Source organism: Roseinatronobacter domitianus (assembly GCF_023336755.1).
Lineage (GTDB): Bacteria > Pseudomonadota > Alphaproteobacteria > Rhodobacterales > Rhodobacteraceae > Roseinatronobacter > Roseinatronobacter domitianus.
Genome location: NZ_JALZWP010000006.1, coordinates 77,191 through 103,312, shown reverse-complemented (window position 1 = coordinate 103,312; position 26,122 = coordinate 77,191). Strand labels below are relative to the sequence as shown.

Annotated in this window: 30 protein-coding genes; 14 read left to right on the top strand and 16 right to left on the bottom strand. The window is 62.1% G+C overall.

Features of this window, described 5'->3' with window-relative positions:
- Positions 1–69 precede the first annotated feature (69 nt).
- From M3N55_RS07945 to pyrF, 4 genes are all read left to right on the top strand, one after another.
- On the top strand, positions 70–708 hold the full coding sequence (locus M3N55_RS07945; RefSeq protein ID WP_249057997.1) for a class I SAM-dependent methyltransferase: 639 nt from the start codon (positions 70–72) through the stop codon (positions 706–708).
- A 44-nt stretch (positions 709–752) separates the two neighbouring features.
- Positions 753–1,667 carry an MBL fold metallo-hydrolase gene (locus M3N55_RS07940; protein WP_249057996.1) on the top strand — a complete coding sequence of 305 codons (915 nt, stop codon included), beginning with the start codon at positions 753–755 and terminating at the stop codon, positions 1,665–1,667.
- A gap of 129 nt (positions 1,668–1,796) precedes the next feature.
- On the top strand, positions 1,797–3,431 hold the full coding sequence (locus M3N55_RS07935) for a peptidoglycan-binding domain-containing protein (RefSeq protein ID WP_249057995.1): 1,635 nt from the start codon (positions 1,797–1,799) through the stop codon (positions 3,429–3,431).
- A 62-nt stretch (positions 3,432–3,493) separates the two neighbouring features.
- Positions 3,494–4,201 (top strand): orotidine-5'-phosphate decarboxylase, encoded by a 708-nt coding sequence (pyrF, locus tag M3N55_RS07930; protein ID WP_249057994.1) that lies wholly within the window; start codon positions 3,494–3,496, stop codon positions 4,199–4,201.
- Here the strand turns inward: pyrF and M3N55_RS07925 are convergent.
- The 10 genes from M3N55_RS07925 to M3N55_RS07880 all read right to left on the bottom strand — a co-directional run bounded on the left by M3N55_RS07925 (position 4,198) and on the right by M3N55_RS07880 (position 11,599).
- Positions 4,198–4,821: a COG3904 family protein gene (locus M3N55_RS07925; RefSeq protein WP_249057993.1), complete on the bottom strand. Its 624-nt coding sequence runs from the start codon at positions 4,819–4,821 to the stop codon at positions 4,198–4,200. The genes pyrF and M3N55_RS07925 overlap by 4 nt on opposite strands.
- A 113-nt stretch (positions 4,822–4,934) precedes the next feature.
- Positions 4,935–5,714, bottom strand: coding sequence for a succinate dehydrogenase iron-sulfur subunit (locus M3N55_RS07920; RefSeq protein WP_249057992.1), 780 nt, complete (start codon positions 5,712–5,714; stop codon positions 4,935–4,937).
- 10 nt (positions 5,715–5,724) lie between these two features.
- Complete coding sequence (locus M3N55_RS07915) at positions 5,725–6,039, bottom strand: hypothetical protein (protein WP_249057991.1); 315 nt, start codon at positions 6,037–6,039, stop codon at positions 5,725–5,727.
- Positions 6,036–7,841 carry a succinate dehydrogenase flavoprotein subunit gene (sdhA, locus tag M3N55_RS07910; protein ID WP_249057990.1) on the bottom strand — a complete coding sequence of 602 codons (1,806 nt, stop codon included), beginning with the start codon at positions 7,839–7,841 and terminating at the stop codon, positions 6,036–6,038. Before sdhA ends, M3N55_RS07915 begins: the two co-directional genes overlap by 4 nt.
- Before the next feature lie 9 nt (positions 7,842–7,850).
- Complete coding sequence (gene sdhD, locus M3N55_RS07905) at positions 7,851–8,231, bottom strand: succinate dehydrogenase, hydrophobic membrane anchor protein (protein WP_249057989.1); 381 nt, start codon at positions 8,229–8,231, stop codon at positions 7,851–7,853.
- A gap of 10 nt (positions 8,232–8,241) precedes the next feature.
- On the bottom strand, positions 8,242–8,625 hold the full coding sequence (gene sdhC, locus M3N55_RS07900; protein ID WP_249057988.1) for a succinate dehydrogenase, cytochrome b556 subunit: 384 nt from the start codon (positions 8,623–8,625) through the stop codon (positions 8,242–8,244).
- 226 nt (positions 8,626–8,851) lie between these two features.
- Complete coding sequence (locus M3N55_RS07895; RefSeq protein WP_249057987.1) at positions 8,852–9,880, bottom strand: MaoC family dehydratase; 1,029 nt, start codon at positions 9,878–9,880, stop codon at positions 8,852–8,854.
- 82 nt (positions 9,881–9,962) lie between these two features.
- Complete coding sequence (locus M3N55_RS07890; RefSeq protein WP_249057986.1) at positions 9,963–10,169, bottom strand: DUF1737 domain-containing protein; 207 nt, start codon at positions 10,167–10,169, stop codon at positions 9,963–9,965.
- Entirely contained in the window at positions 10,169–10,729 is a 561-nt protein-coding gene (locus M3N55_RS07885; RefSeq protein WP_249057985.1) for an NnrU family protein, read from the bottom strand. Before M3N55_RS07885 ends, M3N55_RS07890 begins: the two co-directional genes overlap by 1 nt.
- Before the next feature lie 12 nt (positions 10,730–10,741).
- Entirely contained in the window at positions 10,742–11,599 is an 858-nt protein-coding gene (locus M3N55_RS07880) for an HpcH/HpaI aldolase/citrate lyase family protein (protein ID WP_249057984.1), read from the bottom strand.
- Between the two features lie 194 nt (positions 11,600–11,793).
- Between M3N55_RS07880 and M3N55_RS07875 the strand changes: the two genes are divergently transcribed.
- Positions 11,794–12,081 carry a hypothetical protein gene (locus M3N55_RS07875; RefSeq protein WP_249057983.1) on the top strand — a complete coding sequence of 96 codons (288 nt, stop codon included), beginning with the start codon at positions 11,794–11,796 and terminating at the stop codon, positions 12,079–12,081.
- A 64-nt stretch (positions 12,082–12,145) separates the two neighbouring features.
- Positions 12,146–13,471, top strand: coding sequence for an aspartate aminotransferase family protein (locus M3N55_RS07870; RefSeq protein ID WP_249057982.1), 1,326 nt, complete (start codon positions 12,146–12,148; stop codon positions 13,469–13,471).
- A 115-nt stretch (positions 13,472–13,586) separates the two neighbouring features.
- Here the strand turns inward: M3N55_RS07870 and M3N55_RS07865 are convergent, their stop codons facing one another.
- The 5 genes from M3N55_RS07865 to M3N55_RS07845 all read right to left on the bottom strand — a co-directional run bounded on the left by M3N55_RS07865 (position 13,587) and on the right by M3N55_RS07845 (position 17,610).
- Positions 13,587–14,153 carry a hemerythrin domain-containing protein gene (locus tag M3N55_RS07865; RefSeq protein WP_249057981.1) on the bottom strand — a complete coding sequence of 189 codons (567 nt, stop codon included), beginning with the start codon at positions 14,151–14,153 and terminating at the stop codon, positions 13,587–13,589.
- A gap of 46 nt (positions 14,154–14,199) precedes the next feature.
- A complete protein-coding gene (locus M3N55_RS07860) occupies positions 14,200–16,212 on the bottom strand; it encodes an ASKHA domain-containing protein (RefSeq protein WP_249057980.1) in 2,013 nt (670 codons plus the stop codon).
- A gap of 89 nt (positions 16,213–16,301) precedes the next feature.
- A complete protein-coding gene (locus M3N55_RS07855; protein ID WP_249057979.1) occupies positions 16,302–16,718 on the bottom strand; it encodes a universal stress protein in 417 nt (138 codons plus the stop codon).
- Positions 16,719–16,790: 72 nt separating this feature from the next.
- A complete protein-coding gene (locus M3N55_RS07850) occupies positions 16,791–17,207 on the bottom strand; it encodes a universal stress protein (protein ID WP_249057978.1) in 417 nt (138 codons plus the stop codon).
- Positions 17,200–17,610, bottom strand: a complete 411-nt coding sequence (locus tag M3N55_RS07845) for a universal stress protein (RefSeq protein WP_249057977.1) — start codon at positions 17,608–17,610, stop codon at positions 17,200–17,202. Before M3N55_RS07845 ends, M3N55_RS07850 begins: the two co-directional genes overlap by 8 nt.
- A 181-nt stretch (positions 17,611–17,791) precedes the next feature.
- Here M3N55_RS07845 and glmU point away from each other — a divergent pair, with 181 nt between their 5' ends.
- The 8 genes from glmU to M3N55_RS07805 all read left to right on the top strand — a co-directional run bounded on the left by glmU (position 17,792) and on the right by M3N55_RS07805 (position 25,680).
- On the top strand, positions 17,792–19,141 hold the full coding sequence (gene glmU, locus M3N55_RS07840) for a bifunctional UDP-N-acetylglucosamine diphosphorylase/glucosamine-1-phosphate N-acetyltransferase GlmU (protein WP_249057976.1): 1,350 nt from the start codon (positions 17,792–17,794) through the stop codon (positions 19,139–19,141).
- A gap of 5 nt (positions 19,142–19,146) precedes the next feature.
- The gene (gene glmS / locus M3N55_RS07835; protein ID WP_249057975.1) at positions 19,147–20,964 is read left to right on the top strand and encodes a glutamine--fructose-6-phosphate transaminase (isomerizing); all 1,818 of its coding nucleotides are present in this window, start codon (positions 19,147–19,149) and stop codon (positions 20,962–20,964) included.
- 45 nt (positions 20,965–21,009) lie between these two features.
- Positions 21,010–21,630 carry a heme ABC exporter ATP-binding protein CcmA gene (gene ccmA / locus M3N55_RS07830; protein WP_249057974.1) on the top strand — a complete coding sequence of 207 codons (621 nt, stop codon included), beginning with the start codon at positions 21,010–21,012 and terminating at the stop codon, positions 21,628–21,630.
- Positions 21,627–22,283, top strand: coding sequence for a heme exporter protein CcmB (ccmB, locus tag M3N55_RS07825; protein ID WP_249057973.1), 657 nt, complete (start codon positions 21,627–21,629; stop codon positions 22,281–22,283). The genes ccmA and ccmB overlap by 4 nt, the downstream gene beginning before the upstream one ends.
- A 51-nt stretch (positions 22,284–22,334) precedes the next feature.
- On the top strand, positions 22,335–23,066 hold the full coding sequence (locus M3N55_RS07820; RefSeq protein ID WP_249057972.1) for a heme ABC transporter permease: 732 nt from the start codon (positions 22,335–22,337) through the stop codon (positions 23,064–23,066).
- Positions 23,063–23,221 (top strand): heme exporter protein CcmD, encoded by a 159-nt coding sequence (ccmD, locus tag M3N55_RS07815; protein ID WP_249057971.1) that lies wholly within the window; start codon positions 23,063–23,065, stop codon positions 23,219–23,221. Before M3N55_RS07820 ends, ccmD begins: the two co-directional genes overlap by 4 nt.
- A complete protein-coding gene (locus M3N55_RS07810) occupies positions 23,214–23,753 on the top strand; it encodes a DsbE family thiol:disulfide interchange protein (RefSeq protein ID WP_249057970.1) in 540 nt (179 codons plus the stop codon). Before ccmD ends, M3N55_RS07810 begins: the two co-directional genes overlap by 8 nt.
- Before the next feature lie 202 nt (positions 23,754–23,955).
- A complete protein-coding gene (locus M3N55_RS07805) occupies positions 23,956–25,680 on the top strand; it encodes a cation:proton antiporter (RefSeq protein WP_249057969.1) in 1,725 nt (574 codons plus the stop codon).
- Here M3N55_RS07805 and M3N55_RS07800 read toward each other — a convergent pair.
- On the bottom strand, positions 25,677–26,054 hold the full coding sequence (locus M3N55_RS07800; protein WP_249057968.1) for a hypothetical protein: 378 nt from the start codon (positions 26,052–26,054) through the stop codon (positions 25,677–25,679). The genes M3N55_RS07805 and M3N55_RS07800 overlap by 4 nt on opposite strands.
- Positions 26,055–26,122: the final 68 nt, after the last annotated feature.

Here is a 26,122-nt window from a genome sequence, read left to right as displayed (position 1 = left end):
GCGTTCGGCCAAGAATTGCGCCGGGTCACATGGTGCGGCGGGCGGGCAGCACAACCGGGGGAAACGCGCATGACGGATGATCTGAGCCTGCACTGGAATACCGCCTATCAGGCCCGCGAAGAGACCGCGCTGACATGGTTCGAGGATGCGCCAGCGCAGTCCTTGCAGCTTGTGCGCCGCTTTCTGCCAGAGGGCGGCACGCTGATTGACGTGGGCGCAGGGGCGTCACGGTTGGTTGACCACGCGCTGGCTGAGGGGGCAGGCGGGGTGACGCTGTTGGACCTGTCGGACAGCGCTCTGGCGATCACCCGCGCGCGCTTGGGCGATGCGGCGCAGAATGTCACCTTCGTGACCGCAGATATTCGGACATGGCAGCCTGACCTTGCTTATTATCTGTGGCATGACAGGGCGGTGTTTCATTTCCTGACCAAGGCCGAGGATCAGGCGCAATACCTTGCCACGCTGGCCAAGGCGCTGCGCCCCGGCGGCGTTGCGGTTATGGCCACGTTCGACCTGACAGGACCGGAAACTTGTTCGGGTTTGCCCGTGCAGCGCTATGCGCCCGCCACGCTGGCCGCACTTGTGGCCAAGGTTGCGCCGGGTGTCTTTGCGCCGATTGAAGCCGAGCAAGCGCCGCATCATACCCCGAAGGGCAATGTGCAGCAGTTTCAGTTCAGCGTGTTTCGAAAACTGGCAGGTCAGGGCTAAGCGGGCGCATGACCCGCAGCCGAATTAAGAAAAGGAACACCAAGATGAAACCCTGTGTTGTGCTTTGCGTTGTCGCCGGTGCTTTGCCCTTGGCAACCAAGGCGGATGTTCTGGAAATTCAGGCGGTTACTGAAAACGTCTGGGCCATCGTTGGCCCGTTGGAACAGCGCAACCCCGAAAACCTTGGTAACAATGCCACCTTTGGGCTGGTTGTGACCGATGCGGGAACCGTGCTGGTGGACCCCGGCGGGTCATGGCAAGGGGCCGAGATGCTGCATAATACGATCCGACAGATCACCGATGCGCCCGTGACCCATGTCATTAACACGGGCGGGCAGGATCATCGCTGGTTGGGTAATGGGTACTGGCAGGCGCAAGGCGCAACCGTGATCGCCTCTGACGCCGCTGTGGCGGACCACAAGGCGCGTGGGTCAATGCAGATGACCGGGCTATCGCAGCTTATCGGCGCGGGGTTGGACGGAACCGCGCCAAGCTATGCCGATGTAAGTTTTTCCAGCGATTATACACTCGACCACGGTGGTCTGAGCTTCCAGATCATGCACCGGGGGCGAGCGCATACGCCGGGTGACAGCTTTGTCTGGCTGGAAAGTGCCGACACCATGTTCACCGGCGATATTGTCTATGTCGAACGCATTTTGGGCAATGGCGGGCAATCCAACGCGAAAAGCTGGATCGCGACGTTCGATGCGTTGGCCGCGTTCAGCCCGGCCCATATCGTCCCCGGCCATGGCCACGCGACCGACATGGCCACAGCGCGGGCAGATACCTATCAGTATCTGAAAAACCTGCGTGACCAGATCGGCGCCCTGCTGGACGAGGGCGGCAGCATTCTGGACGCGCCGGGCATAGACCAGTCCGCATGGGCGCATCTTATCGAATTTGACAGCCTTGCCGGGCGCAACGCGCAAACGACCTTCGAGCAAATGGAATGGGAATGATGTCTGCTCCCCGGCGTCACGCCGATTTGCGTGCTTTCCTGTGCGGTGGCGTTGCGCGGCGCAACCTCGATGGGTAAGCTGAAGCCTTAGCGCGGGTCTTGCCCGCCAAAGTCTGCTTGCGAGGACCACATGCGCCACATTCTGCTGACAGCTTTTCTGGCTCTGTTCGTCTTGCCCCTGCGGGCGGAAAACGTCGCACTTGTCCTTGACGGCGCTGAGTATCGCAGCCTTCCCGACCCCTCCGGGACGGAACTGGCCGATCAGGCCCAAGGGGTTCTGGCGCGTGCCGGGTTCGAGGTGGTGATCGCCCGCGATATGCCTATTGGTGATTTGCGCGCCGAACTGGCTGCCCTGCAAGCGCGGCTGGAGGAGGGCGATATTGCGCGTCTGGTGATCGTCGCGGCCGGGTGGTTCGTGGCGTCTGACAGCGGTGCGTGGTTCCTTGGGGCCGATGCCGATCAGCCCGGCCTTGCAACCATCGACGGGGCTGGCCTGCGGCTTGATACGGTCATGGAACTGGCAAGCTCTGCCAGCGGAGCGGCGCATCTTTGGCTGGTGACGCCAAATACAAGGGCCTTGCGCGACGAATTGGGGTTCGGGTTGCGCGCGGGTCTGCCAGACAGGTTGCCGGTGCCGCGACAGGTCGCCGTCATGCGCGGCGATCTGCGCGGGACGCTTGCCGGGATGGGGGCGGTTCTGACCCCCGGCACCACCCTTTCCGAAGCCTTGGCCGTCAGCCCGGACCTGCGCGCCGAAGGCACTGTCCCAACGCTTGTGCCCTTCTTGCCAGAGGGGTTCGCTCCGGTTGCCCAAGCCGATCGTGACGCCTGGCAAAACGCCCGCGATCTGGACACAGAAGCTGCCTATAATGAGTATCTTGCGCAATTTCCCAACGGGTTGAGCGCGCAGGAAGCGCGCCTGCGCAGAGATGCGCTGCGCAACACGCCCGAACGCATAGAGGCCGATCTGGCGCTTAGTCGCGCCGAGCGCCGCGCCATTCAGCGCGATCTGACAACGCTGGGCTTTAACACGCGCGGCATTGACGGACTGTTCGGGCCGGGCACGCGCGGGGCCATTCGCGGCTGGCAGTCGCGCTTCGATCTGGAGGTGACAGGCTTTCTGACCCGTGACCAGATTTTCCAGCTGGCCGGGCAAGCGGCCCGCCGTGCCGCAGAGATTGAGGCCGAAGAACGCGCCCGCCGCGAAGCTGCCGAACGCGCCGACCGTGCCTATTGGGATGGCACCGGCGCCGGCGCGGATGAGCCGGGGCTGCGTGCGTATCTGGACCGCTACCCCGAAGGCATATTCGCGGCCCTTGCGCGCGAACGCCTGGCAGACCTGGAAGCAGAGACCCGTGCGCAGGCCGAGCGCGCGGCATGGCGGCGCGCAGATGCAAGCGATACGGCCGAGGGGTATCGTCGCTATCTGTCGGAATTCCCCGATGGTCGTTTTGCCCCGGAAGCACGGCTGCGGCTGGAACGGCTGGAACCGATCAGGGATGTGCCCGCCCCCGACCGCCCCCCGGCCGAGGTTCTGGAACAAGAAGAAGCCTTGCTCATGACACCCGCGCTGCGCCTGCTGGTCGAGCGCCGGTTGCACGATCTGGGGTTCGACACCGGCCAGATAGACGGCAATTTCGACGACCGCACCCGCGCGGCGGTGCGGCAGGCGCAGGCCCGGTTCGGGCTACCGGTGAATGGCTATGTCCGGCAAGGCCTGCTGGATGCCATGCTGCAAGATGCATTGCGCGGTTTGTTCCGGTAGCTTGCCTTGGCCGCACGGCTGGGGTAGCTCGGCGCGAACATTGTCCAGCCGGAGCATAGCCGATGCCGAATGCCCTTTCCGATGATCGTCTGATCCTTGCCCTCGATGTGCCCAATGCCGTTGCCGGGCTGGAGATGGCCGCGCGGCTTGGCGATTCGGTGTCCTTCTACAAGATCGGGCTGGGTATGCTGACCGGCGGGGGGCTGGCGCTGGCCAATGAGTTGAAACAGGAACACGGCAAGCGCATCTTCCTCGACATGAAGTTCTTTGACATTCCGGCCACCGTCGAAAGTGCCGTGCGCGGGATTGCCGCCTATGACCTCGATTTCCTGACAGTGCATGGCGATCCGTCGGTGGTCGCGGCCGCCCGCGCCGGAGCCGCAGGGTCTGGGCTGAAAATTCTCGCGGTGACGGTGCTGACATCCTCTGATCGCGCCGATCTGGATAGCGCCCAGATCCGCCCCGGAACCGTGCCCGAAATCGTGCTTGCCCGCGCCAGCGCCGCATTCGATGCAGGCGCGCATGGGGTGATCGCCAGCCCGCAAGAAGCCGCCGCCATCCGCGCGCTGCCCAATGCGCAGGGACGGCTGATTGTCACTCCGGGCGTGCGGCCCGCAGGGTCCGCCAGCGATGACCAGAAGCGCATTGCCACGCCCGCACGCGCCTTGTCGGATGGGGCCGATCATATCGTTGTGGGCCGCCCCATCTGGCGCGCCGACAACCCGCGCGCAGCGGCGCAGGCGGTGTTGGCCGAACTGCCTGCGCGCTAGGGTGTGGTGACAAAGCCTGCCGCGCGCAGCTCTGCGTGGTCGGGATACCACATCGGCGATTGCGGCAAGCTCGCCAGTTTGCGCACGAAGGGCTCGGCGATCGCCTGGGCGCGGTATATCGCCATGTCGCGCGCCATTTCCCGGCGCGGGTCGATCATGCCGAAATACGCGTTGCCGGGGCGCAGCCCATAGCCATGCAGCCCGATCCGGGCCTCTGGGTCCAGTGATCGCGCCGTTCCGCCCGCAAAGATCAACGCGCAGGCAGAGGCGCAATGCCCCTCGACATGCGTGGCAATCCCGCGCGCTTTCAACACGGTGACGGCCCCGCGCGCCTCGGCAATATAGCCGCCTTGGCTGTTGAGGAGAATTCGCTTTACGTTCGGGTGCTCGCGCGCAAGCGCCCGCAGGTCGCGCGTCAGTCCGAAATCAACCAGCCCGGAAAACCGAAAACTCGTTCCATCCTCGGACAATGCAAGATTGTAATCCGGTGGCGGCGTGGTCCGCAGCTCTCGGGTCGTGTCGGTCATTGCCATGCCAATTCCGACCATCGACAAACCCGTCAGGGCAACAGCCAAAAGGCCGCGCAACACGATCACGTCTATGGGAGGCTTTCTTTCCATAGGCCGCCGACATAGCGCGTATCTCGGCTATTTCATCCTTGCCTAAATATCCTCAGGGGGGTGAATGGGCCGCAAGGCCCAGAGGGGGGCGCGAGCGCCCCCCCAAACGATGCCTACAAAACGCGCTCGACCATCATTTTCTTGACCTCGGCAATCGCCTTGGCGGGGTTCAGCCCCTTGGGGCAGGTCTTGGCGCAGTTCATGATCGTGTGGCAGCGATACAGCTTGAACGGGTCATGCAGGTCATCCAGACGCTCGCCCGTGGCCTCGTCGCGACTGTCAATCAGCCAACGATAGGCGTGCAGCAGGGCGGCCGGCCCAAGATAGCGGTCACCATTCCACCAATAGCTGGGGCAGGACGTGGAACAGCAGGCGCACATCACGCATTCATAAAGCCCGTCCAGCTTTTCGCGGTCCTCGATCGACTGGCGCCATTCTTTGGCGGGCGTGTTCGACTTGGTTTCCAGCCAAGGTTTGATGCTGGCGTGCTGCGCGTAGAAATGCGTCAGGTCCGGGATCAAATCCTTGATGACGGGCATATGGGGCAGGGGATAGATTTTCACATCGCCCTTCACCTCGTCCATGCCGAAAATACAGGCCAGTGTGTTGTGCCCGTCAATATTCATCGCGCAAGACCCGCAGATGCCTTCGCGGCAGGACCTGCGGAAGGTCAGCGTCGGGTCGATCTTGGTCTTGATATAGATCAGCGCGTCCAGCACCATCGGCCCGCAATCGTCAAGGTCGACAAAATACGTGTCAACGCGCGGGTTGTCGCCGTCATCGGGCGACCAGCGGTAAATCTGGAACTTGCGCAGCGCGCCGCCGCTTTCGGGCTTCGGCCAGGTTTTGCCGGTGCGCATCTGGCTATTCTTGGGCAGGGTCAGTTGGACCATGGGTGCCTCCTTACATCAGGAACGGGGCAAGCCCGTCTGTGGCTAGACATCTAATCGTTTCAGGGCGTGTGGCAATCTGCACCACCAGCGCGCTGGTCTCGTCGCTGACAGTCGGCTGGGCGCCCGCCAGCGCCAGCCGGGTAAGTTCCCCCGCGCTGGCATTGTCGATCACACAATCGCTGGCCGGTTCCAGCGGGACGCCGGGAAAGCGTTCCGCCAGCACCGGGTTGACGCTGCGCTTTGCCGCGTCGCGCGCCAATTCGTCTTGCAGACCGGCGCAGGCCGACAACGCCAAGGGCGCCGCGATGAGCGCTGCGCGGATCAATAGACCCGCGCTTTCGGCGCGATCTTTTTCAGGTCGATCCCGCCCTCGTTATGGCCGGTCAGCGGGTTCAGATGCACCGGGCGATAATCCAGCGCGACTTTCTCGTCATTGACCCAAGCCAGCGTGTGCTTGCGCCATGTCTCGTCGTCGCGGTCGGGATAATCCTCGTGGGCATGCGCGCCACGGCTTTCCTTGCGCGCTTCAGCCCCGACGATGGTGGCCATGGCGCAGGGCATCAGGTTGTCCAGCTCCAGCGTTTCCATCAGATCGGTGTTCCAGATCAGTGAGCGGTCGGTGACTTTCAGATCGCTCATCTTGCCAGCCACGCCCGTCATTTTCTCAACGCCCTCGGCCAGCGTTTTGTCGGTGCGGAACACGGCGGCATCGGCCTGCATGGTTTTCTGCATCTCCAGCCGCAACTCGGCAGTGGGGGTGCCGCCGTCGAAATTGCGGAACTTGTCAAACCGTTCCAGCGCGCGATCCAAGCTGGCTTTGTTCAGCTCTGGATTGGGCGCTTTCGGGTCCACGATCTGGCCTGCGCGAATGGCGGCGGCACGGCCGAACACCACAAGGTCGATCAGGCTGTTCGAGCCCAGACGGTTCGCACCATGCACGCTTGCACAAGCCGCTTCGCCCACAGCCATCAAGCCGGGCGCAATGCGGTCGGGGTTCTCTGAATCGGCATTCAGCACCTCGCCCCAGTAGTTGGTGGGAATGCCGCCCATGTTGTAATGCACGGTCGGCAGTACCGGGATGGGTTCCTTGGTCACGTCGACCCCGGCAAACACACGGGCGGATTCGGAAATGCCCGGCAGGCGCAGATGCAGCGCCTCTTTCGGCAGGTGCGACAGGTTCAGGTGGATATGGTCCTTGTTCGGCCCAACCCCGCGCCCTTCGCGAATCTCAATCGTCATGCAGCGCGACACCACATCGCGCGAGGCCAGATCCTTGTAGGTTGGCGCGTAGCGTTCCATGAACCGCTCGCCTTCGGAGTTGGTGAGGTAGCCGCCCTCGCCACGTGCGCCTTCGGTAATCAGACAGCCCGCGCCGAAAATGCCGGTCGGGTGGAACTGCACGAATTCCATGTCTTGCAGCGGCAGACCTGCGCGCGCGACCATGCCATTGCCGTCGCCGGTGCAGGTATGCGCAGACGTGGCGCTGAAATAGGCGCGGCCATAGCCGCCCGTGGCCAGCACAACCATCTTGGCGTTGAACACATGCAGCGTGCCGTCATCCAGCTTCCAGGCCATGACGCCCTGGCACTGTCCATCGTCCGACATGATAAGGTCGGTGGCGAAATACTCGATGAAGAACTCGGCCTTTTGCTTGACCGACTGACCATAGAGTGTGTGCAACATCGCGTGGCCGGTGCGGTCGGCGGCAGCACAAGTGCGCTGCACGGGCGGGCCTTCGCCAAATTCCGTAGTATGGCCGCCAAAGGGGCGCTGGTAAATCTTGCCATCTTCGGTGCGCGAAAACGGCACGCCGTAATGCTCCAGCTCATAGACCGCCTTGGGGGCTTCGCGGGCAAGATATTCCATCGCGTCCGTGTCGCCCAGCCAGTCCGACCCCTTGACCGTGTCATACATATGCCACTGCCAATTGTCCGGCCCCATATTCGACAGGCTGGCGGCGATCCCGCCTTGCGCGGCCACGGTGTGGCTGCGGGTCGGGAACACCTTGGTCACGCAGGCGGTTTTCAGCCCTTGCTCGGCCATCCCGAGTGTCGCGCGCAAGCCAGCACCGCCGGCGCCAACCACGACCACGTCATAGGTGTGTTCTTCAATCTTGTATTCAGACATGTCTTTTCCTCAGGCGCTGAACAGGACAGTGGCAACCGACAAAACGCCAGCCGCGCCAAGCGCCCAGCACAGCAACATATTGACCAGCAACGCGGCAGTGCGCTGCGTCTTGTTTGGAACATAGTCCTCTATCACGGTCTGCAAGCCCTGTTGCAGATGCGCGAAAGCCGCGATGATGAACAACACTGCGACAAGCGCGTGCCACAGGTTGGAATAGGTGGCCACGAATGCCTCATGCCCGCCGCCCAATGTGCGGCCAAAGGGGAACAGGAACAGCAGCGTCAGCGGGATCAGCGCAATCGAGGTGACACGCTGGCTCCACCAATGATGCAAGCCCTCTCCGGCGGCCCCATGGCCATGGGCGCGGGAATAGTCGGATTTATAGCTCATGATCGTCCCCTTACACGGCCAGAATGGTCAGGATGGTCAGCACCACAGTGGCCCCGAACACGATGTAGCTGGTCTTTTCGACCGTCTCGACATCCATCATGCGGCCAGTGTCCCAGATCAGGTGGCGCACCGAATTCAGCATGTGAAACCACAGTGCCGCGAGCGACCCGATCAACACGATATGCCCCAGGACAGAGGTCAGCAGCCCGTCGACAAATTCGAAATAGGCGGCGTCAAACGCGCCTGCGGCAAACCACCAGACAATCAGGACAGAGGCCAGCGTCATCCCCACCCCGGTAATCCGGTTCAGGATCGACGTGATCGCGGCCAGCGGCAGTCGATAAATCTGAAGATGCGGGGAAAGCGGGCGTTTGCCCCGGTTCACATCGGCCATGCAAGGCTCCTCTCTTTTGTGGCTTGGTCGCATGCGACCCGGCTCTTGGGGTTGTGCATACCTAATTTCACGCGAATGTCACGCTTCCTGCGCCAGGGTAGCTGCAAAAAACACCACGTTTCCGCTAAAATTTGTCGGATCAGTCAGTTTGTGATCGCACGATCGGCCCATGTGATCACAAATATCGACATTCTGTGATCACCTTTCCGACTCAGCCCTGCGCGGCTCACATCGGCATCAGCACCCAATAGTCGAAATCCAACAGCACATCGCGGTGGTATTTGCCCTCGGCCCCGCGCAGCACGAACGGGTCGCCCTTGGTGGCCACTGTGCGCAGCCGCAGCGCGCCCACGCCCGGTACCGAAGTTTCCGCCCGGTCCAGAACTTCCGACCATGCCCGGATCGTGTCGCCTGCGAAACAGGGGTTGGCGTGGCTGCCGCCGTTGATGGCAACAATCATCTGCGCATTGGCCAAGCCATTGAAGGACAGCGCACGCGCCACCGAAATCACATGCCCGCCATAGGCCAGCAGCTTGCCATCCACGCGCTGCGTCCGGTCGAAATGCACTTTCGACGTGTTCTGCCACAACCGCGTGGCCAGCATGTGCTCGGCCTCTTCCATGGTCATGCCGTCAAGATGGTCGATCTGCTCGCCCACGGCATACTCGCCCCAGCAATGCGGCGCACCGGCCAATGCGCAATCATAGCTGTCGAAGGTCAGACCCTCTGGCACCACCAGATCGCCTGCATCCACCGCGCCAGCAAGCTCCGGCACCACTGTATCCGGCGCAGGCGCGTCCAGATCGCCCTTGCGCACCATCACCCAGCGCACATAATCGATCACCATTTCATCGCGCTGGTTCAGGCCCGTGGTGCGCACATAGACCACGCCGGATTTTCCGTTCGAATTCTGCTTCAGCCCGATCACTTCGGATGTCGCGCGCAGCGTGTCGCCCGGATAAACCGGCCGTAAGAACCGACCTTGTGCATAGCCCAGGTTGGCCACGGCATTGACGCTGATATCCGGAACAGATTTGCCGAACACGATATGGAACGCCATCAGGTCATCGACCGGGCTTTCGGGCAAGCCGCAGGCGCGGGCAAACTCATCGGACGAATACAGCGCCCCCCGCGCCGGATAAAGCGCATGATAAAGCGCGCGCTCCCCCCCCGATACCGTGCGCGGCACAGCATGGGCAATCTGCTGGCCGACATGGTAATCCTCGAAAAACCGCCCCTTGCTGGTCTTGCTCATCGCCTCATCCTTCATCTTGCCGCAAATACTCGCGGGGGGATCGGGGCCATCTGGCCCCGATGGGGGCGGCAGCCCCCCAAACTTATAGACTTCCGAGCTTCAGCTCGGGCCGATAGGTCACATCATCCATCTCTTTGACCACAGCCTGTGCGCAGCGCATCACGCCGCTTGCAGGATCAGCCGCATAGGCGGGGCTGCCATGCAGCACCCAGCCCTTGGACAGCGCTTCCGTGACCTTGTGGCAAAACGCCGATGTGTCCTCGGCGGTCAGCAAACGGTAGGCCAGCATTACATCGCTCCGCCAAAGGGCCACGGTCCCAGCCAGCCATGAATCTGGCCCACGACAAGCATCAGGAACAGGGCCGACACCAGTGCCACGCCTTCGCGCCAGATCGCGGCTTCGGGGGGGCGGGTCCAGTCACGGTTCGCGCGGTTGATGACAATGACCGACACCACCGCCCAAGCCAGCAGGCCGCCAAACAGGATAACCCCCTGCACGCTGCCAACGACCAGCAAATGCGCCACCGCCCAAGCCTTGAAGCCCGACAATTGCGGATGGCGAACCTTTTGCGTCAGCCGGGTTTTCAGCCCCGATGCGGCGTAGAAATAGAAGCCGATGAACACCAGAAGGTTGTTCAGATGCACCATCCATGCCGGTTCAACCCACAGCCAGATCGGGTCGGCCCATTTATAGCCAATGACCATCAGCACGATCGACAGGATAACAGCCCCCGTGACCGCAAGTCGCCCGGTATCGCCCATCGCGGCCCGCTTTTCCGGCATCACGCGTTTGAACAGATGCGCCGCCCACCACAGGGCAACGCCCAAGATCAGCACGATAGTTCCCATTTGGCTTACTCCCTAGCTGGCGAGGGCTTCCGCCTTCGCAAGGATTTGCTTCGCGGTGACTATGTGCAGATTCTCGACGATCTTTCCATCCAGAACCGCCACGCCTTCGCCGCGCTTTGTCGCTTCATCAAATGCTGCGATCTGGCGGCGTGCGGTGTCAATCTCGTCCGAAGAGGGCGCAAAGATCGTATTTGCGATATCCAGTTGCGACGGGTGGATCAGTGTTTTGCCATCAAAGCCCATATCGCGGCCCTGTTCGCATTCGGCTTTCAGACCAGCACCATCGCGGAACGCGTTATACACCCCATCGACCGCGACCAGCCCGCGCGCTTTTGCCGCCAGCAACCCCATCTGCAAGGACGTAAACAGCGGCATCCGGTCAGCGCGGTAGCGCAGCCCCATATCCTTGGCCAGATCATTCGTGCCCATGATGAACCCGGCCATGCGCGGCGCGCTGGCAATTTCCAGCGCATTCAAAATGCCAAGCGGTGATTCCATCATCGCCCAGATCCGGGTGTTGGCGGTTTCCGCGCGGGCGTCCAGACGGCGGGCAAGATCTTCGATATGCGCGGCGGAATCGACCTTGGGCAGCAGGATCGCTTCGGGCTTGGCGCTGGCGATCACGTCCAGATCATCGGCGCCCCATTCGGTGCCGAAATCGTTGATCCGCACCAGCTTTGCGCGTGGCCCATAGTCCAGCTCTTGCAGCGTGTCAGCCAGCAGGCGACGGGCGCGCGGCTTTTCCTCGATCGCCACGGCATCTTCCAGATCGAAGATGATCGCATCGGTCGGCAAGGTCGTGGCCTTGTGCAGCGCGCGCTCTTTCGAGCCGGGAATATACAGAACCGAGCGGAAGGGGCGCATGTCCATCGTCAATACCTCGCGTAACAATCTTGCGTTGGTTCCACCAGTTTCGGATACATTTGGCAAGGCCAAATTTGCTGCATTGCGGCATTTGGGTATACTTTTGTGCGCAAACATGGCGCGCGCGCCGTGTTAACCGTGTTTTCGTGCCTGTCGGGCAGCCTGATCGCCGTGGGGTCATCGCCAGCAGGAGCCGACATATGCGCCTTTCCCTTGCCCTTTGCCTTGCCGTGTTTGCCAGTCAGGCGCAGGCCCAGACCATGCCTTGCGCCCCGCGTGCGCAAGTGCTCGACATGTTGGCGCAAGCCGAACAGACCCGCCGCGCGGTGGGGCATGCGGGCCAAGCGGTCATGGAAACCTTCGCCTCTGACGCGGGTGCGTGGACGATCACCATCAGCCTGCCCGATGGGCGCATGTGCTTGCTGGCAAATGGGCAAGACTATACCGCCCGAGACGAGCTTTTTCCCGCATCCGGCATGGCTTTGTAAGGGTTTCCATTGATCGGGTGCCGGTGCATCGGATATGGCGGCGTTACCAGCGAAAGGCTCTGCCATGACTCATCTGTTGCACCGCTCCATCCATTCCGCCCCGCGTGTCGCTCGTGCAGCAACGGGCATTCACATCACAGATGCCGAGGGGCGCGCCTATATCGACGCCTCTGGCGGCGCGGCGGTGTCTTGCCTTGGGCATGGCCACCCCGATGTGCTCGCGGCGCTGCATGAGCAACTCGACAAACTCGCCTACGCGCATACCGGGTTTTTCACCTCTGACGTGGCCGAAGAGCTGGCCGACCGGCTGGTGGCCGATGCGCCGAGCGGTCTGGACCATGTCTACCTTGTATCTGGCGGCTCCGAAGCCGTGGAAGCGGCGCTGAAAATGGCGCGGCAGTATTTCACCGAGACCGGCCAACCCCAGCGCCGCCACATCATTGCGCGGCGGCAAAGCTATCACGGCAATACGCTGGGTGCGTTGGCGGCGGGTGGCAATGAATGGCGGCGCGCGCAGTTCAAGCCGCTGCTGATGGACGCGCATCATATCGCGCCCTGTTTCGCTTACCGCGAACAAATGGCGGGTGAAACCGATGCCGAGTACGCCACACGCGCAGCCGGAGAGTTGGAGGCCAAGATCCTCGAACTTGGCCCCGACACCGTCTGCGCCTTCATCGCTGAACCCGTGGTGGGGGCAACGGCAGGGGCGGTGCCCTCTGTGGGCGATTACTTCAAACAAATCCGCGCGATCTGCGACAAATACGGCGTGTTGTTGATACTGGACGAAGTGATGTGCGGCATGGGCCGCACCGGGTCGCTTTATGCCTGCGAACAGGATGGGATTGTGCCGGACCTGTTGACCATCGCCAAGGGTTTGGGCGGCGGCTATCAGCCGGTGGGGGCAACGCTGCTAAGCGACCGGATTTATCAGGCGTTTGCAAAGGGGTCCGGGTTTTTCCAGCACGGTCACACCTATATGGGCCACCCGATGGCGGCGGCGGCGGCCTTGGCGGTGCAAAAGGTCATCACGCGCGACAATCTGCTGGGCAATGTGCAGGCCATGGGCGCGCATCTGCGGGCGCGGTTGCAAGCCAGTTTCGGCCAGCATGCGCATGTCGGCGATATCCGCGGACGCGGGCTGTTTCAGGCCATCGAACTGGTTGCCGACCGCGACACGAAAGCGCCGTTTGACCCGGCGCGCAAACTGCACGCCCGCATCAAGGCCGAGGCGATGGCGCGTGGCCTGATGGTCTACCCGATGGGCGGCACGATTGACGGAGTGCGCGGCGATCATGTGTTGCTGGCGCCACCGTTTATCGTGACGAAAGACAATGTCGACCAGATCGTCGGGCGGCTGGCAGAGGCAGTGGACGCGGCATTGGTGGCGTAGGGCCAGGGCAGCGGCGGGCCGCGGTCTGCCGCACCCGCCCATGGATATGGGCACTTTATGGCGGCCAAGTCCGAATGACCTGTGAACGGCGCGCCTGCGGCCCACGGACCAGACACTAGAACTTCAACGCGTGGTGCAGAATAGTCGGCACAACCAGCTCTTCCTCATCGACCAGATGGCGGTCCAGAAACCGCTCGAACCCATCCAACCGCGCCAGCATCGTGCCCGCGCTGGCCTTTTGGTCTGCGCCTTTGTCTTGCAGCGCGCGCAGATGTGTATTCGCGGCCTCTGTCAGCGCGGCCAGTTGCGAATCCAAAGCATGATGATCGGCGTCCAGCAACTCGAACCCATGCGCCAGCCGTGCTTCGGCCTGCGCCAGCACAGGGAAATAATGCGCGTCCTCTATATGATGGTGGCCGTGCAGCTCATTTATCAGGAACCCGCCAAGCCGTGCTGTCATCTGCCCGTGCTGGCGCGCATCGCGCCCCTTGTCCAGAAAGCCGCGCGTGTCGTCTTGCCATTGCGCAAGTGCGCGGCGGAACATCAGGTGCCGCTCCAGCCAAAAGCGGGTTAGCCCGTCGAAATTGCGGTGGCTTTCCCACATGTCGCGGGGGTATTGCTCTAGCAGCACGCGAAGTGCGTCGGGCAGGCCGTCGCGTTTGGCAAGATCAGTCTGGGGCATGGGATGTCCTTTCGCAGCCGCTCAGATAAGCCCCTGCGCGGCCGCTTCAACCCCGCCTGCGCCTGCGTCCTTCGCTTCCGCCGGTGTTGAAGCTGACCTGCGGCAACGTCACAACGCGCGAGAGTTCCGGGAACGGCGCGGTCGCATGGGGCAGGGCATTGGCAGCGACGAAATGTTCCTGAAAGCGCGGCTCTATTGCGGTTTCAACCTTGTGAATGCGGGTCACGGTGCGCTCAATGCCTGCGCGCGCCGCTTTGGAGCACAGCGCCATGCGTGCGCCGGTGCCTGCCGCGTTCCCGGCACTTGTCACCCGGTCCAGATGCGCATCAGGGATCATGCCCAGAACCATCGCGTGTTTGGGGCTGATATGCGCGCCGAATGCACCGGCCAGCACAATGCGGTCCACCGTGTCGGTGCCGATTTCATCCATCAACAGCCGCGCACCCGCATAGAGCGCGGATTTCGCAAGCTGGATCGCGCGGATATCGCCTTGGGTCACGGTAATGCGCGGGCCGCCCGTGGCACTGGCATCATGGATCAGGTAGGAATGCGTGCGCCCTTCGGCCACGCTGCGCCAAGTGCCGGTCTGTTCATACGAGCCGATCAGGCCCGAATTATCCACCAGCCCGGCCATCCGCATTTCGGCCACGGCTTCGATAATGCCCGACCCGCAAATGCCGGTGACATTGGCGTTGAACTCGGGGTCATCCGACCACAGCTCCGACCCGATCACGCGAAAGCGCGGTTCCTTGGTGTCGGGGTCAATCTCGATGCGTTCAATTGCGCCGGGGGCGGCACGCTGGCCCGATGAAATTTGCGCGCCCTCAAAGGCAGGGCCGGTGGGCGAGGAACAGGCCAGAACGCGGCGCTTGTCACCCAAGAGGATTTCGGCATTCGTGCCGACATCGACGATCAGCACCAGATCATCCGATTGCTCTGGCGCTTCCGACAGGGCCACGGCGGCGGCATCGGCCCCCACATGCCCGGCGATACAGGGCAGCAGGTAGGCGCGCGCGGCGGGGTTCAGCGCGGTCAGGTCCAATTCAGCGGCCCGCAGCGACAGCGCGCCCGATGTGGCCAGCGCGAAGGGCGCTTGCCCCAATTCGACCGGGTCCACCCCCAAAAGCAAATGGTGCATGACCGGGTTGCACACGATCACCGTTTCCATGATCTGGCGCGCGTTGCAACCAGCGTCGGCGGCAAGCTCTGCGATCAGCGTGTCCAGCGCCTCGCGCACTGCGCGGGTCATGTCCACATCACCGCCGGGGTTCATCATGGCGTAGCTGACGCGGCTCATCAGGTCTTCGCCGAAGCGGATCTGCGGGTTCATAATGCCGGCGGAGGCGACCACCTGCCCACCCTGCAAATCGCAGAGATGCGCGGCGATGGTGGTGGACCCCAGATCAATCGCCAGCCCGTAAAGCGCGCCCTCATACAGCCCCGGCCAGATATCCAGCACTTGCGCCGCGCCGCCCGAATGGTCGGAAAACAGCGCAATCGTGACCTGCCATTGGCCCGCGCGCAAGGCGGGTTGCAGCTTGCGCAGCACGTCCAGACCCATCGAAATCTCGGGCACGTCCCATTGCGCGCGCAATGCCGCTGCCAGCCGTTCCAGATCGCCCGAAGGTTCGTGCATGTCGGGTTCCGTCACCTCGACGAAAAAAAGCCGCGTGGCCGGGTCCATGACCATGGGGCGCGTGCCCGCGTCCTTGCGGATGACCTGCTTGTGAAGCTGGCTTTCCGCGGGCACGTCGATAACCACATCGCCCATGATCTGTGCCTGACAGCCCAAGCGGCGGCCCGATTTCAAACCGCGCTTGTCGTGGTAGCGTTGCTCGACCGCGTTCCAGTCGGACAGCGCATCTGCCGCGACATGCACGCCATGTTTGGAAAAATCGCCATAGCCCGGTGTGATCTGGCATTTGGAGCAGATGCCACGCCCGCCGCAGACCGAATCAAGGTCCACCCCCAATTGGCGTGCTGCTGTCAGAACCGGCGTGCCAAGGGCAAACCGCCCCCGTTTTCCAGAAGGCGTGAAGATGACCAATGCGTCCGACATGTGCTGCTACCCGTTCAAACCTGCGCGATAGATACGCTGTTGCGTGGCGCAGAGAAGGGCTGAGAACGTCACCTGCCGGGGAAAAAGCGTCAGCGGCTGACCAGAACCGCGACTTGACTATAACGCACCACACGCGATGCGGTAGAGCCGATGAAATAATCGCTCATGCCCGGCTTGTGGCTGGCGATCATGATAAGGTCGGCGTGGGATTCCCTGGCGCAAGCCAGAATGTTTTCCGACGGGCGCCCGCCGCGCAGATCGACATCGACCCGCTTGGCCTTGGCAGCGGCGGCCAGCGAATCAAGCTGCTCCCGGATTGCTTTGCGATGCGCAAGCAGCTGTTCCTTGGCGACCGCAGCGGTCAGATAGGCCGGAACTTCGTCCAGCACATGCACAAGCGTGATGCTGCCGTCCGGATCGACCAGCTTGTTGGCCCGCTTAATCAACTCGCGGCTGGTGGCCCCTTTGTTGAACAGGGCCACGGCGACGACGATGGATTTATACATGCTCCACTCCCTAGCTGTTGGCTGTTACAGGGTGGCATAGGGGCGGCGCCTTGGCAAACCGCCCCGATCCCGTCAGCGCGTGACCAGCACAGAGCATTGAGCGTGCCGCACAATACGCGCCGCCGTGGAGCCGATGAAATAATCGCTCAGGCCGGGCTTGTGGCTGGCGATCATGATAAGATCTGCCGTGGTTTCTTTTGCCGCCCCAAGGATGGACGCAGAAGGCTGGCCATGGCGGATGATCGCCTTGACCTTCAGTCCCTCAACCGACGCGGCCATTGCATCAAGCTGTTCCTGCACATCGCGTTGGCGCGCATTCATATGTTCCTTCGGGATAGACGCCGCGACATAGCCCGGCACTTCTTCAATGACATGAACAAGAGTGACGGCCCCGCCGGGGTTGAGCAACGTCTTGGCCTTGTTGAGTGCCGCGCGGGTGGTTGCGCCTTCGTTAAAGAGCGCGGCGGCGATGACGATGGAGTCATACATGATGGGGGTTCCTCTCTGGGTTGGGTGTCTGGGCCAAAAGCACCGATATGGTGGAATGGCGTGTCAGTTCGGTGGCGGAGCTGTCGTGCAAAAACTTTGGCATACCCGGTAAGCGGCTGGCCAGCATGACCAGATCGACCCTGTCTTCTTCGGCCATGGCACGAATCTGCGCCTCGACTGGCCCATCGCGCAACACCGGCAGAATGCGTGGATCTGCGCCGCCACTCAGCGCCAGCAGCCCTGCCATGGCGGTTGCGCGCAACTTAAGCGTGACAGGGCCGCTTAAAATATGCAACAGGCGGATGGTGCCATCCGGGTCGCACAGCTTTTGTGCCTGTGCCAACACCTGTCGTGCGCGGTCGGGTTTCGCCAAATCGACGGCGACAAGGATTCTGGCATACATAAGCAGTTCTCCTGCGATATGTGCCAAGTATCGGTGACTTGCGCGCGCATTACATTGATATCGGTCAAACCGGCAGAAATTCGCCCCTGTTTCAGCTTGAAACCAGCCGTGATAGGGCCAAGGCTTGCGCCGGTGCGTCAATCCGCGCATTCAGGCACAAAAGAAAACGGATTGAGGGCATATGGGTATTTCACTTGTCATTCTTGCCGCGGGGCAGGGTAGCCGCATGGACTCGGATTTGCCGAAAGTGCTGCACAGCTTGGCGGCCTGTCCGCTTGTTGTCCATGCCATGCGCGCGGGCCGCGCTTTGGACCCGGCGCGCGTGGTTGTGGTTGTGGGTCATGGCGGCGAACAGGTCGCCCGCGTGGTGACGGATGAAGACCCCGAAGCCATTATCGTCACCCAGACAGAGCAGCTTGGCACGGCGCATGCGGTCGGTCAGGCGCGCGCGGCGCTGGAAGACCAGCCCGGCGATGTCGTGGTGCTCTATGGTGACACACCCTTTATTCGCCCGGAAACGCTGGATGCGTTGCAAACCGCGCGCGCCTCGCATGACGTGGTTGTGCTGGGCTTTCATGCCGCCGATCCGGGGCGCTACGGGCGGCTGCTGGCCCATGGCGACCGGCTGGAACGGATTGTCGAGTTCAAGGACGCAACAGAGGATGAGCGCGCGATCACGCTGTGCAACAGCGGGGTTCTGTGTGCCGACCGGGCCACACTGTTCGACCTGATCGCTCAGGTCGGCAATACCAACGCCTCTGGCGAATATTACCTGACTGACGTTGTTGGCTTGGCCCGTGCGCGCGGCCTGACGGCCGGGGTTGTCACTTGCAACGAAGCCGAAACCCTGGGCATCAACACCCGCGCGGAACTGGCAAGCGCCGAGGCGGCGTTTCAGGCCCATGCCCGCACAGAGGCGCTGGAAAATGGCGTCACCCTGCAAGCCCCCGACACGGTCATCTTCGCGCAGGACACATATCTGGGCCGTGATTGCGTGATTGAGCCTTATGTCGTGTTTGGCCCCGATGTGACGGTCGAATCGGGCGCGACCATACGCGCGTTCAGCCATCTGGAAGGGGCGCATGTCAGCCGCGGCGCGGTGGTCGGACCCTATGCCCGCCTGCGCCCCGGTGCCGAACTTGCCGAAGATGTGCGCGTTGGCAATTTCGTGGAAATCAAGAACGCCCAACTGGGCGAGGGCGCCAAGGTCAACCACCTGTCCTATGTTGGCGATGCCGATGTGGGCGCGCATGCAAATCTGGGCGCGGGAACCGTAACCTGCAATTATGATGGCGTGTTCAAGCACCGCACCACCATTGGGCAGGGCGCCTTTATCGGGTCATCGACCATGCTGGTCGCCCCTGTCACCGTGGGCGCAGATGCGCTGACCGGGTCGGGGTCGGTCATCACCCGCGATGTGCCAGACGGCGCGCTTGCGCTGGGTCGCGCAGATCAGGTGACAAAACCGGGATTGGGCGCCAAGCTGATGGATAGACTGCGCGCGCGCAAAGCGTCTCAGAACAAGGGATAAGGCACATGTGTGGTATCGTTGGCATCCTTGGCAAACATGAAGTGTCGCCCGCCATTCTGTCGGCGCTGAAACGGCTGGAATATCGCGGATATGACAGCGCCGGCATTGCGACCGTCAACAAGGGCGTGCTGGATCGCCGCCGCGCCGTTGGCAAGTTGATTAACCTGTCCGACATGATGGTGCATGATCCGCTGCCGGGGCGCGTGGGCATTGGCCATACACGCTGGGCCACGCATGGCGGGCCGAGCGTTGCCAATGCGCATCCGCACCGCGCAGGCCGCGTGGCGGTGGTGCATAATGGCATTATCGAGAATTTCCGTGCGCTGCGCGAAGAGCTTACCGCCGACGGCGCGCAATTCCAAAGCCAGACCGATACCGAAACCATTGTGCAACTGACCTCGCGCTTGCTGGATCAGGGGCGCACACCGCTCGAGGCCGCGCGCGAAACGCTGGCGCGGCTGGACGGCGCTTTCGCACTGGCCTTCGTGTTCGAGGGTGAGGATGATCTTATCATCTGCGCGCGGCGCGGTTCGCCCTTGTGTCTTGGTCATGGCACCGATGAAATGTTCCTTGGCTCGGATGCGATTGCCCTCGCAGAGATCACCGATCGCATCACTTATCTGGAAGAGGGCGATCTGGCGGTCCTGACCCGTGCGGGCGCGCAGATTTACGATGCCGACGGCAACCAGACCAACCGGCCCATGACGCGCATCAATCTGGATACCGCGCAGGTCGATAAATCGGGCCACAAGCATTTCATGGCCAAGGAAATGGCCGAACAACCCGCCATCCTGAAGGCCGCTCTTGGGTTTTACAGCGGGGTGGACAGCGACACGCTGGAATTGCCGGATGGCCTTGATTTCACGCGCACCGACCGCTTGATTATGGTCGCTTGTGGCACGGCCTATTATGCCTGCCAAGTTGCGAAATACTGGTTCGAGAAATACGCGGGCCTGCCGGTGGAATTGGATATCGCCAGCGAATACCGCTACCGCGACCCGGTTCTGGGGCGCGACAACATGGCGCTTTTCGTCAGCCAATCGGGGGAAACCGCCGATACATTGGCCGCGTTGCGCCATGTGCGCCCGCATGTCGCACAGGTCGTGTCGGTGGTGAATGTGCCAACCTCGTCCATTGCGCGCGAAAGTGACGTGGCCTTGCCCATCCATGCCGGGCCAGAAATTGGCGTAGCCTCGACCAAGGCGTTCACCGCACAGCTTCTGGTGCTGGCGGTGCTGGCGCTGGAAGCGGGGCGCGCGCGCGGGCATCTGAGCGCCGAAGACTATGTCCGCCTTGTCGAAGACCTGCGCAGCCTGCCCGGATTCATGGCTCAGGCCTTGGACCGCGAGGGTGAGATTGAACGTCTGACCAAGATCCTGTCTCAGGCGCGTGACGTGTTGTTCCTTGGGCGTGGCACGATGTATCCAATGGCATTGGAAGGTGCGCTAAAGCTAAAGGAAATCAGCTATATACACGCCGAAGCTTATGCAGCAGGCGAGCTGAAACACGGCCCGATTGCCCTGATAGATTCCGAGTTTCCGGTGATCGTGTTTGCGCCGCATGACGGCCTGTATGAAAAGACCGTGTCGAACATGCAGGAAGTGATGGCGCGACAGGGGCAGGTTTTGCTTATCAGCGATCCGGCGGGGATAAAGGCGGCGGGCGATGTGCCCCACACGCTGCAAATGCCCCCGGTGCCGGATTTGATAGCGCCGATTGTCTATGCCGTGCCGGCCCAGCTTATCGCCTATCATACGGCGCTGCACCGGGGCACCGATGTGGACCAACCGCGCAATCTGGCGAAATCGGTGACGGTAGAGTAACGCCGCGCCCTTCCCATCGCTGTCAAAGCGGGCTATGCGACATTCATGTCTTTGAAGGTAACAGATCTGGCCTGCGCCCGTGGTGGGCTGCCCCTGCTGGAAGGGGTCAGCTTTGTGTTGGAACCCGGTCAGGCCTTGGTGCTGCGTGGCCCCAATGGCTGTGGCAAGACCACGGCCTTGCGCACCATTGCAGGCTTGCAGCCCGCGACCGCCGGCACGTTTGATTTTCTGCCCGACAGCATCGCCTATGCGGGCCATGCGGACGGGTTGAAAGCCACCCTGAGCGTGACGGAAAACCTGACCTTCTGGGCCGCGATCTATGGCACCAGCGGCATTGACCACGCGCTGGACCGGATGAACCTGCGCCAGCTTGCCGACCGCGCGGCGCAAAACCTGTCGGCCGGGCAAAAGCGGCGGCTTGGGCTGGCGCGGTTGATGGTCACAGGCCGTCCTGCTTGGGTGCTGGATGAACCGACCGTATCGCTGGATGCGGCATCGGTGGCGCTTTTTGCCGAGGTGGTGCGCGCGCATCTTGCGGCGGGCGGCATGGCCTTGATGGCCACGCATATCGACCTTGGCCTGCCCGAAGCGCGGGTGCTGGACCTTGGCCCTTACAAGGCGCGGATGCCCGAACCCTCTAGCGGCTTTGACGAGGCGTTCCTATGATTGCGCTGCTGATCCGCGATATGCGACTGGCCTTTCGCGCCGGGGGCGGCTTTGGCCTTGGGCTGGCGTTTTTCCTGATCTTGGCCGTTCTGGTGCCTTTGGGCGTGGGGCCAGAGCGCGGCACGCTGGCGCTGATCGCGCCGGGCATTCTGTGGGTGGGCGCGCTGTTGGCCTGCCTGTTGTCGCTAGACCGCATTTTCGCGCTGGATTACGAGGATGGCTCGCTGGATTTGCTGGCAACCGCGCCCGTGCCGCTGGAAGGGGTGGTCAGCATCAAGGCGCTGGCCCATTGGCTGACCACGGGCGTGCCGCTGGTGCTTGTCTCTCCCGTTCTGGGGTTGCTGCTGAACCTGCCCGTGCCCGCCTATGGCTGGCTGCTGCTGTCGCTGACGCTTGGCACGCCCGCACTGTCGGTCATCGGCACGTTTGGTGCGGCGCTGACGGTGGGGCTGAAACGTGGTGGGCTTTTGCTGTCACTGCTGGTGCTGCCGCTTTACATCCCGACCCTTGTGTTCGGGGCCGAAGTGGTGTCGCGCGGCGCGCAAGGATTGGCCGTTGGCACACCCTTGGCCCTTCTGGCCGGTATTACCGCAGGGGCTGTGGCATTATTGCCCTTTGCCTCTGCCCATGTGATCCGGATAAACCTTCGGTGATCCAAACTTGTTTCGCTTGAGAGCGCACCCACCCAAAGATAGGTAATCCTCATGTCGTCACTCTGGGAATATGCCAACCCGCTGAAATTCATGCGCACCACCGATTGGTTATTGCCGATCGTGGCGGTTGCGGCTGTGGTTGTGACCACAACAGGGCTGATCTGGGGGTTCTTCTTCACGCCCGATGATTTCCGCCAAGGCTCTACCGTGAAGATCGTCTTCCTCCATGTTCCGGCCGCGTTGATGGCGATCAATGCATGGTTGATGATGCTGGTCGCCTCGCTGGTCTGGTTGATCCGCCGTCACCATGTGAGCGCGCTTGCCGCCCGTGCCGCCGCCCCGGTGGGCGCGGTGATGACGGTGATCGGGCTGATTACAGGTGCTGTCTGGGGCCAGCCGATGTGGGGCACATGGTGGGCATGGGACCCGCGTCTGACATCCTTCCTGATTCTGTTCCTGTTCTACCTTGGCTACATCGCCATGTGGTCGGCCATTGACGACCCGGACACGGGCGCGGACCTGACGGCCGTACTGTGCCTTGTCGGGTCGGTCTTTGCGGTGCTGTCGCGCTATGCGGCGAATTTCTGGAACCAGGGGCTGCATCAGGGCGCGTCGCTGTCGGTTGCCCCCGGAACGCGCATGGACTGGGCCTATAAAGCCCCGCTTTACACCTGCATGGTCGGCTTCGGGCTGATCTTTCTGGCGCTGGTTCTGACGGGCACCCGCACCGAAATTCGCGCCCGCCGCATGAAAGCACTGGCCGCACGGGAGCGCATGGCATGATGCCCGATCTTGGACGTTACGCGGTCGAGGTTACGTCGGCCTATCTGGTCTCGCTAGGGCTGCTGGTGGCACTGGCGCTGTGGTATGTTGCGCGCGGTCGCCGGGTGCGCCGCGACTTGGACGCCTTTGAGCAGAAACGAGGAAAGAATGGGTAAGATCCGCCCACTAATGCTGTTGCCGCCGCTGCTGTTTCTGGGGCTGGCGGTGATGTTCTATATCGGCAATTTCCGCGAAGGTCGCAACGATCTGCCGTCGGCCCGTGCCGGTCAGGAAGCGCCCGCGCTTGGCGTGCAGCAACTGGGCGAGCGGACCCTGCTGACCGATGCCATGCTGCGCGAGGGCGAGGTGACGCTGGTCAATTTCTGGGCGACATGGTGCCCGCCCTGCCGCGCGGAACACCCATTTCTGGAAGAATTGGCGGAAGAAGGCACGATCATTTATGGCGTGAACTACCGCGATCAGGCTGACAAGGCAGAGGATTTTCTGGATGAGTTGGGCGACCCGTTCGCGGCCATCGGGTCTGACCCGGCTGCGCGCACGGGGCTGGACTGGGGCGTGGTCGGCCTGCCCGAAACCTTCGTCGTTGCGGGCGATGGCACCATCGAATTCCGCTATGCCGGGCCAATCACGCGTGAGATCATGGAAAACCGTATCCGCCCGGCTATGGAGCGTGCTGCGGCACGCTAAACCGCAAAGGCCCAACGTGAAAGCTCAGCGCGGCACCCCCTTGCCGCACTTTTTCATGGCCGGTGGAAAATCTAAAGGGCGCGCGTGAAAACCGGTATTTTCGCCGCAGCTTTTGATCGAAATCAAAGAAGCTTACGGGTTTTGCCGTGATTTTGATCCTGCAGAACAGGAAGCCGGGCGCGCCCGTGAAAGGACTTGCATCGTGATCGAGATTATCGCGCAATCCCCCTTTGCAGAGATTGCGGCCCTTCTGGTGTTGGCCGCCATTACCGGCTTTGTCGGGATCATCCTGCGCCAGCCATTGATTGTAAGTTTCATCGCCGTGGGATTGATCGCCGGGCCATCCGCGCTGGATCTTGTGCACTCGGACGCCCAGATCAGCTTGCTGTCGCAATTGGGCATTGCGGTCCTGTTGTTCCTTGTCGGGATCAAGCTGGATGTCAAACTGATCCGGTCGCTTGGGGCGGTGTCCTTGCTGACGGGTTTGGGGCAGGTCGCGTTCACCTCGATTTTCGGCTACTTGATCGGGCTTGCGCTTGGGTTGGGACATATCACCAGCTTGTATGTCGCCATTGCGCTGACCTTTTCGTCCACCATCATCATCGTAAAATTGTTGTCCGACAAGCGCGAGATTGACAGCCTGCACGGCCAGATCGCCCTTGGCTTCCTGATCGTGCAAGACCTTGTGGTGGTGCTGGCCATGATCGTGTTGTCGGCCATCGGGATCGGTGCTGCGTCGGACGGGCACGGCGGCGGGTCAGTGCCCATGGTGCTTGCGTCTGGTGTGGCCATGGTCGGATTGGTCATCTTGTTCGTGCGTTTTGCCGCCGACCCGTTGACCGAAAAGCTGGCCCATGCGCCGGAATTGCTTGTGATCTTTGCGATTGCCATGGCAGCCATGTTCGCGGCTGTCGGCGATCTGGTCGGATTGGGCAAGGAAGTTGGGGGGCTGCTGGCTGGTGTTGCTCTGGCGTCAACCCCGTATCGCGAAACGATTGCCGCGCGCCTTGCCCCGTTGCGTGATTTCCTGCTGCTGTTCTTCTTCATTGCGCTGGGGTCCGGGTTGGACCTGTCGCTGTTGGGCACCCATGTTCTGGGCGCGATTGTGTTTTCGCTTTTCGTTTTGATCGGCAACCCGCTGATCGTGTTGGCCATCATGGGGGCGATGGGCTACCGCAAGCGCACCGGGTTTCTGGCAGGTCTGACCGTGGCCCAAATCAGTGAATTTTCGCTGATCTTCATCGCCATGGGTGTGACCATCGGCCATGTGCAGGAAGATGCGCTTGGGCTTGTGACCATGGTGGGCCTCGTGACCATCGCGGCCTCTACCTATATGATTACCTACTCGCATCAGCTTTATGCCCTGCTTGATCGCTACCTTGGCATATTCGAGCGCAAAGGCACGCCGCGAGAGCCGTCAGAGGCTGGCATGCATCGCAACGACAATCATGCGGTTATTATTTTCGGTTTGGGGCGGTTTGGCACGGCCATCGGGCTTCGGTTGCAAAAACGGGGCATCAAGGTGTTGGGGGTGGATTTCAATCCAAGCGCCATCAGACGTTGGCGCAACTTGGGACTGGAAACCGAATTCGGTGATGCAAGCGATCCCGAATTCGTGTCGGAACTGCCCTTGCCGGATGCGAAATGGATCGTCTCTACCGTGCCGATCCACCCGACCGGGCTAAGCCATGAAGATACGCGCAGCACGCTGATACAACTGACCCGCATGTCGGGGTTTCCGGGGCGCATTGCGGTCGCATCGCATAATGCGCGCGATACTGAGGAGTTATTCGCCTCTGGGGCCGATGTGGTGCTGGAGCCGTTCCATGACGCTGCTGACCGGGCGGTCGAGTTGCTCTGCGGGGCCGAAAGCGAAGAGCGCCTGGCGATACCGACCATAGAGTCTGAAGAACGCGAAACGACCTAATCGCGCAGCACGAAGGCCAGCACTTCTTCCGCGCCGCCCGACACCAGAACCAGTTCCCAACGCCCGGTCCGGGTGAATTGCGCTTCGGCGCTGTCGCCCTGCGGGACCAGCGGAACATCGTCGTTGCCTGTAAAACGCAGACGCACCTGATCGACCCGGTCCAGCGGTGTGACAGACAGCAGCGCCTTGAAGTCGCCATCAATCGCAATCTCTGCACGCAGGGGCGGCATGATTTCGGTTGTGTCCAGCACGAGGCGTTGGTTTGGACCGACAATTGGCAACGGGTCACGCACAAAGAACGTCACCGACGCCATGATCGCGACAAAGGCCAGAAACAGCCCAAGAGTGACGAATGCAACGATGCGGGTGGCCATGCTCTCTCCGGTTTGATGGCGCGACGATAGCCCGAGATTTGGGCAAAGGAAAACCCCGGCACGGTGGC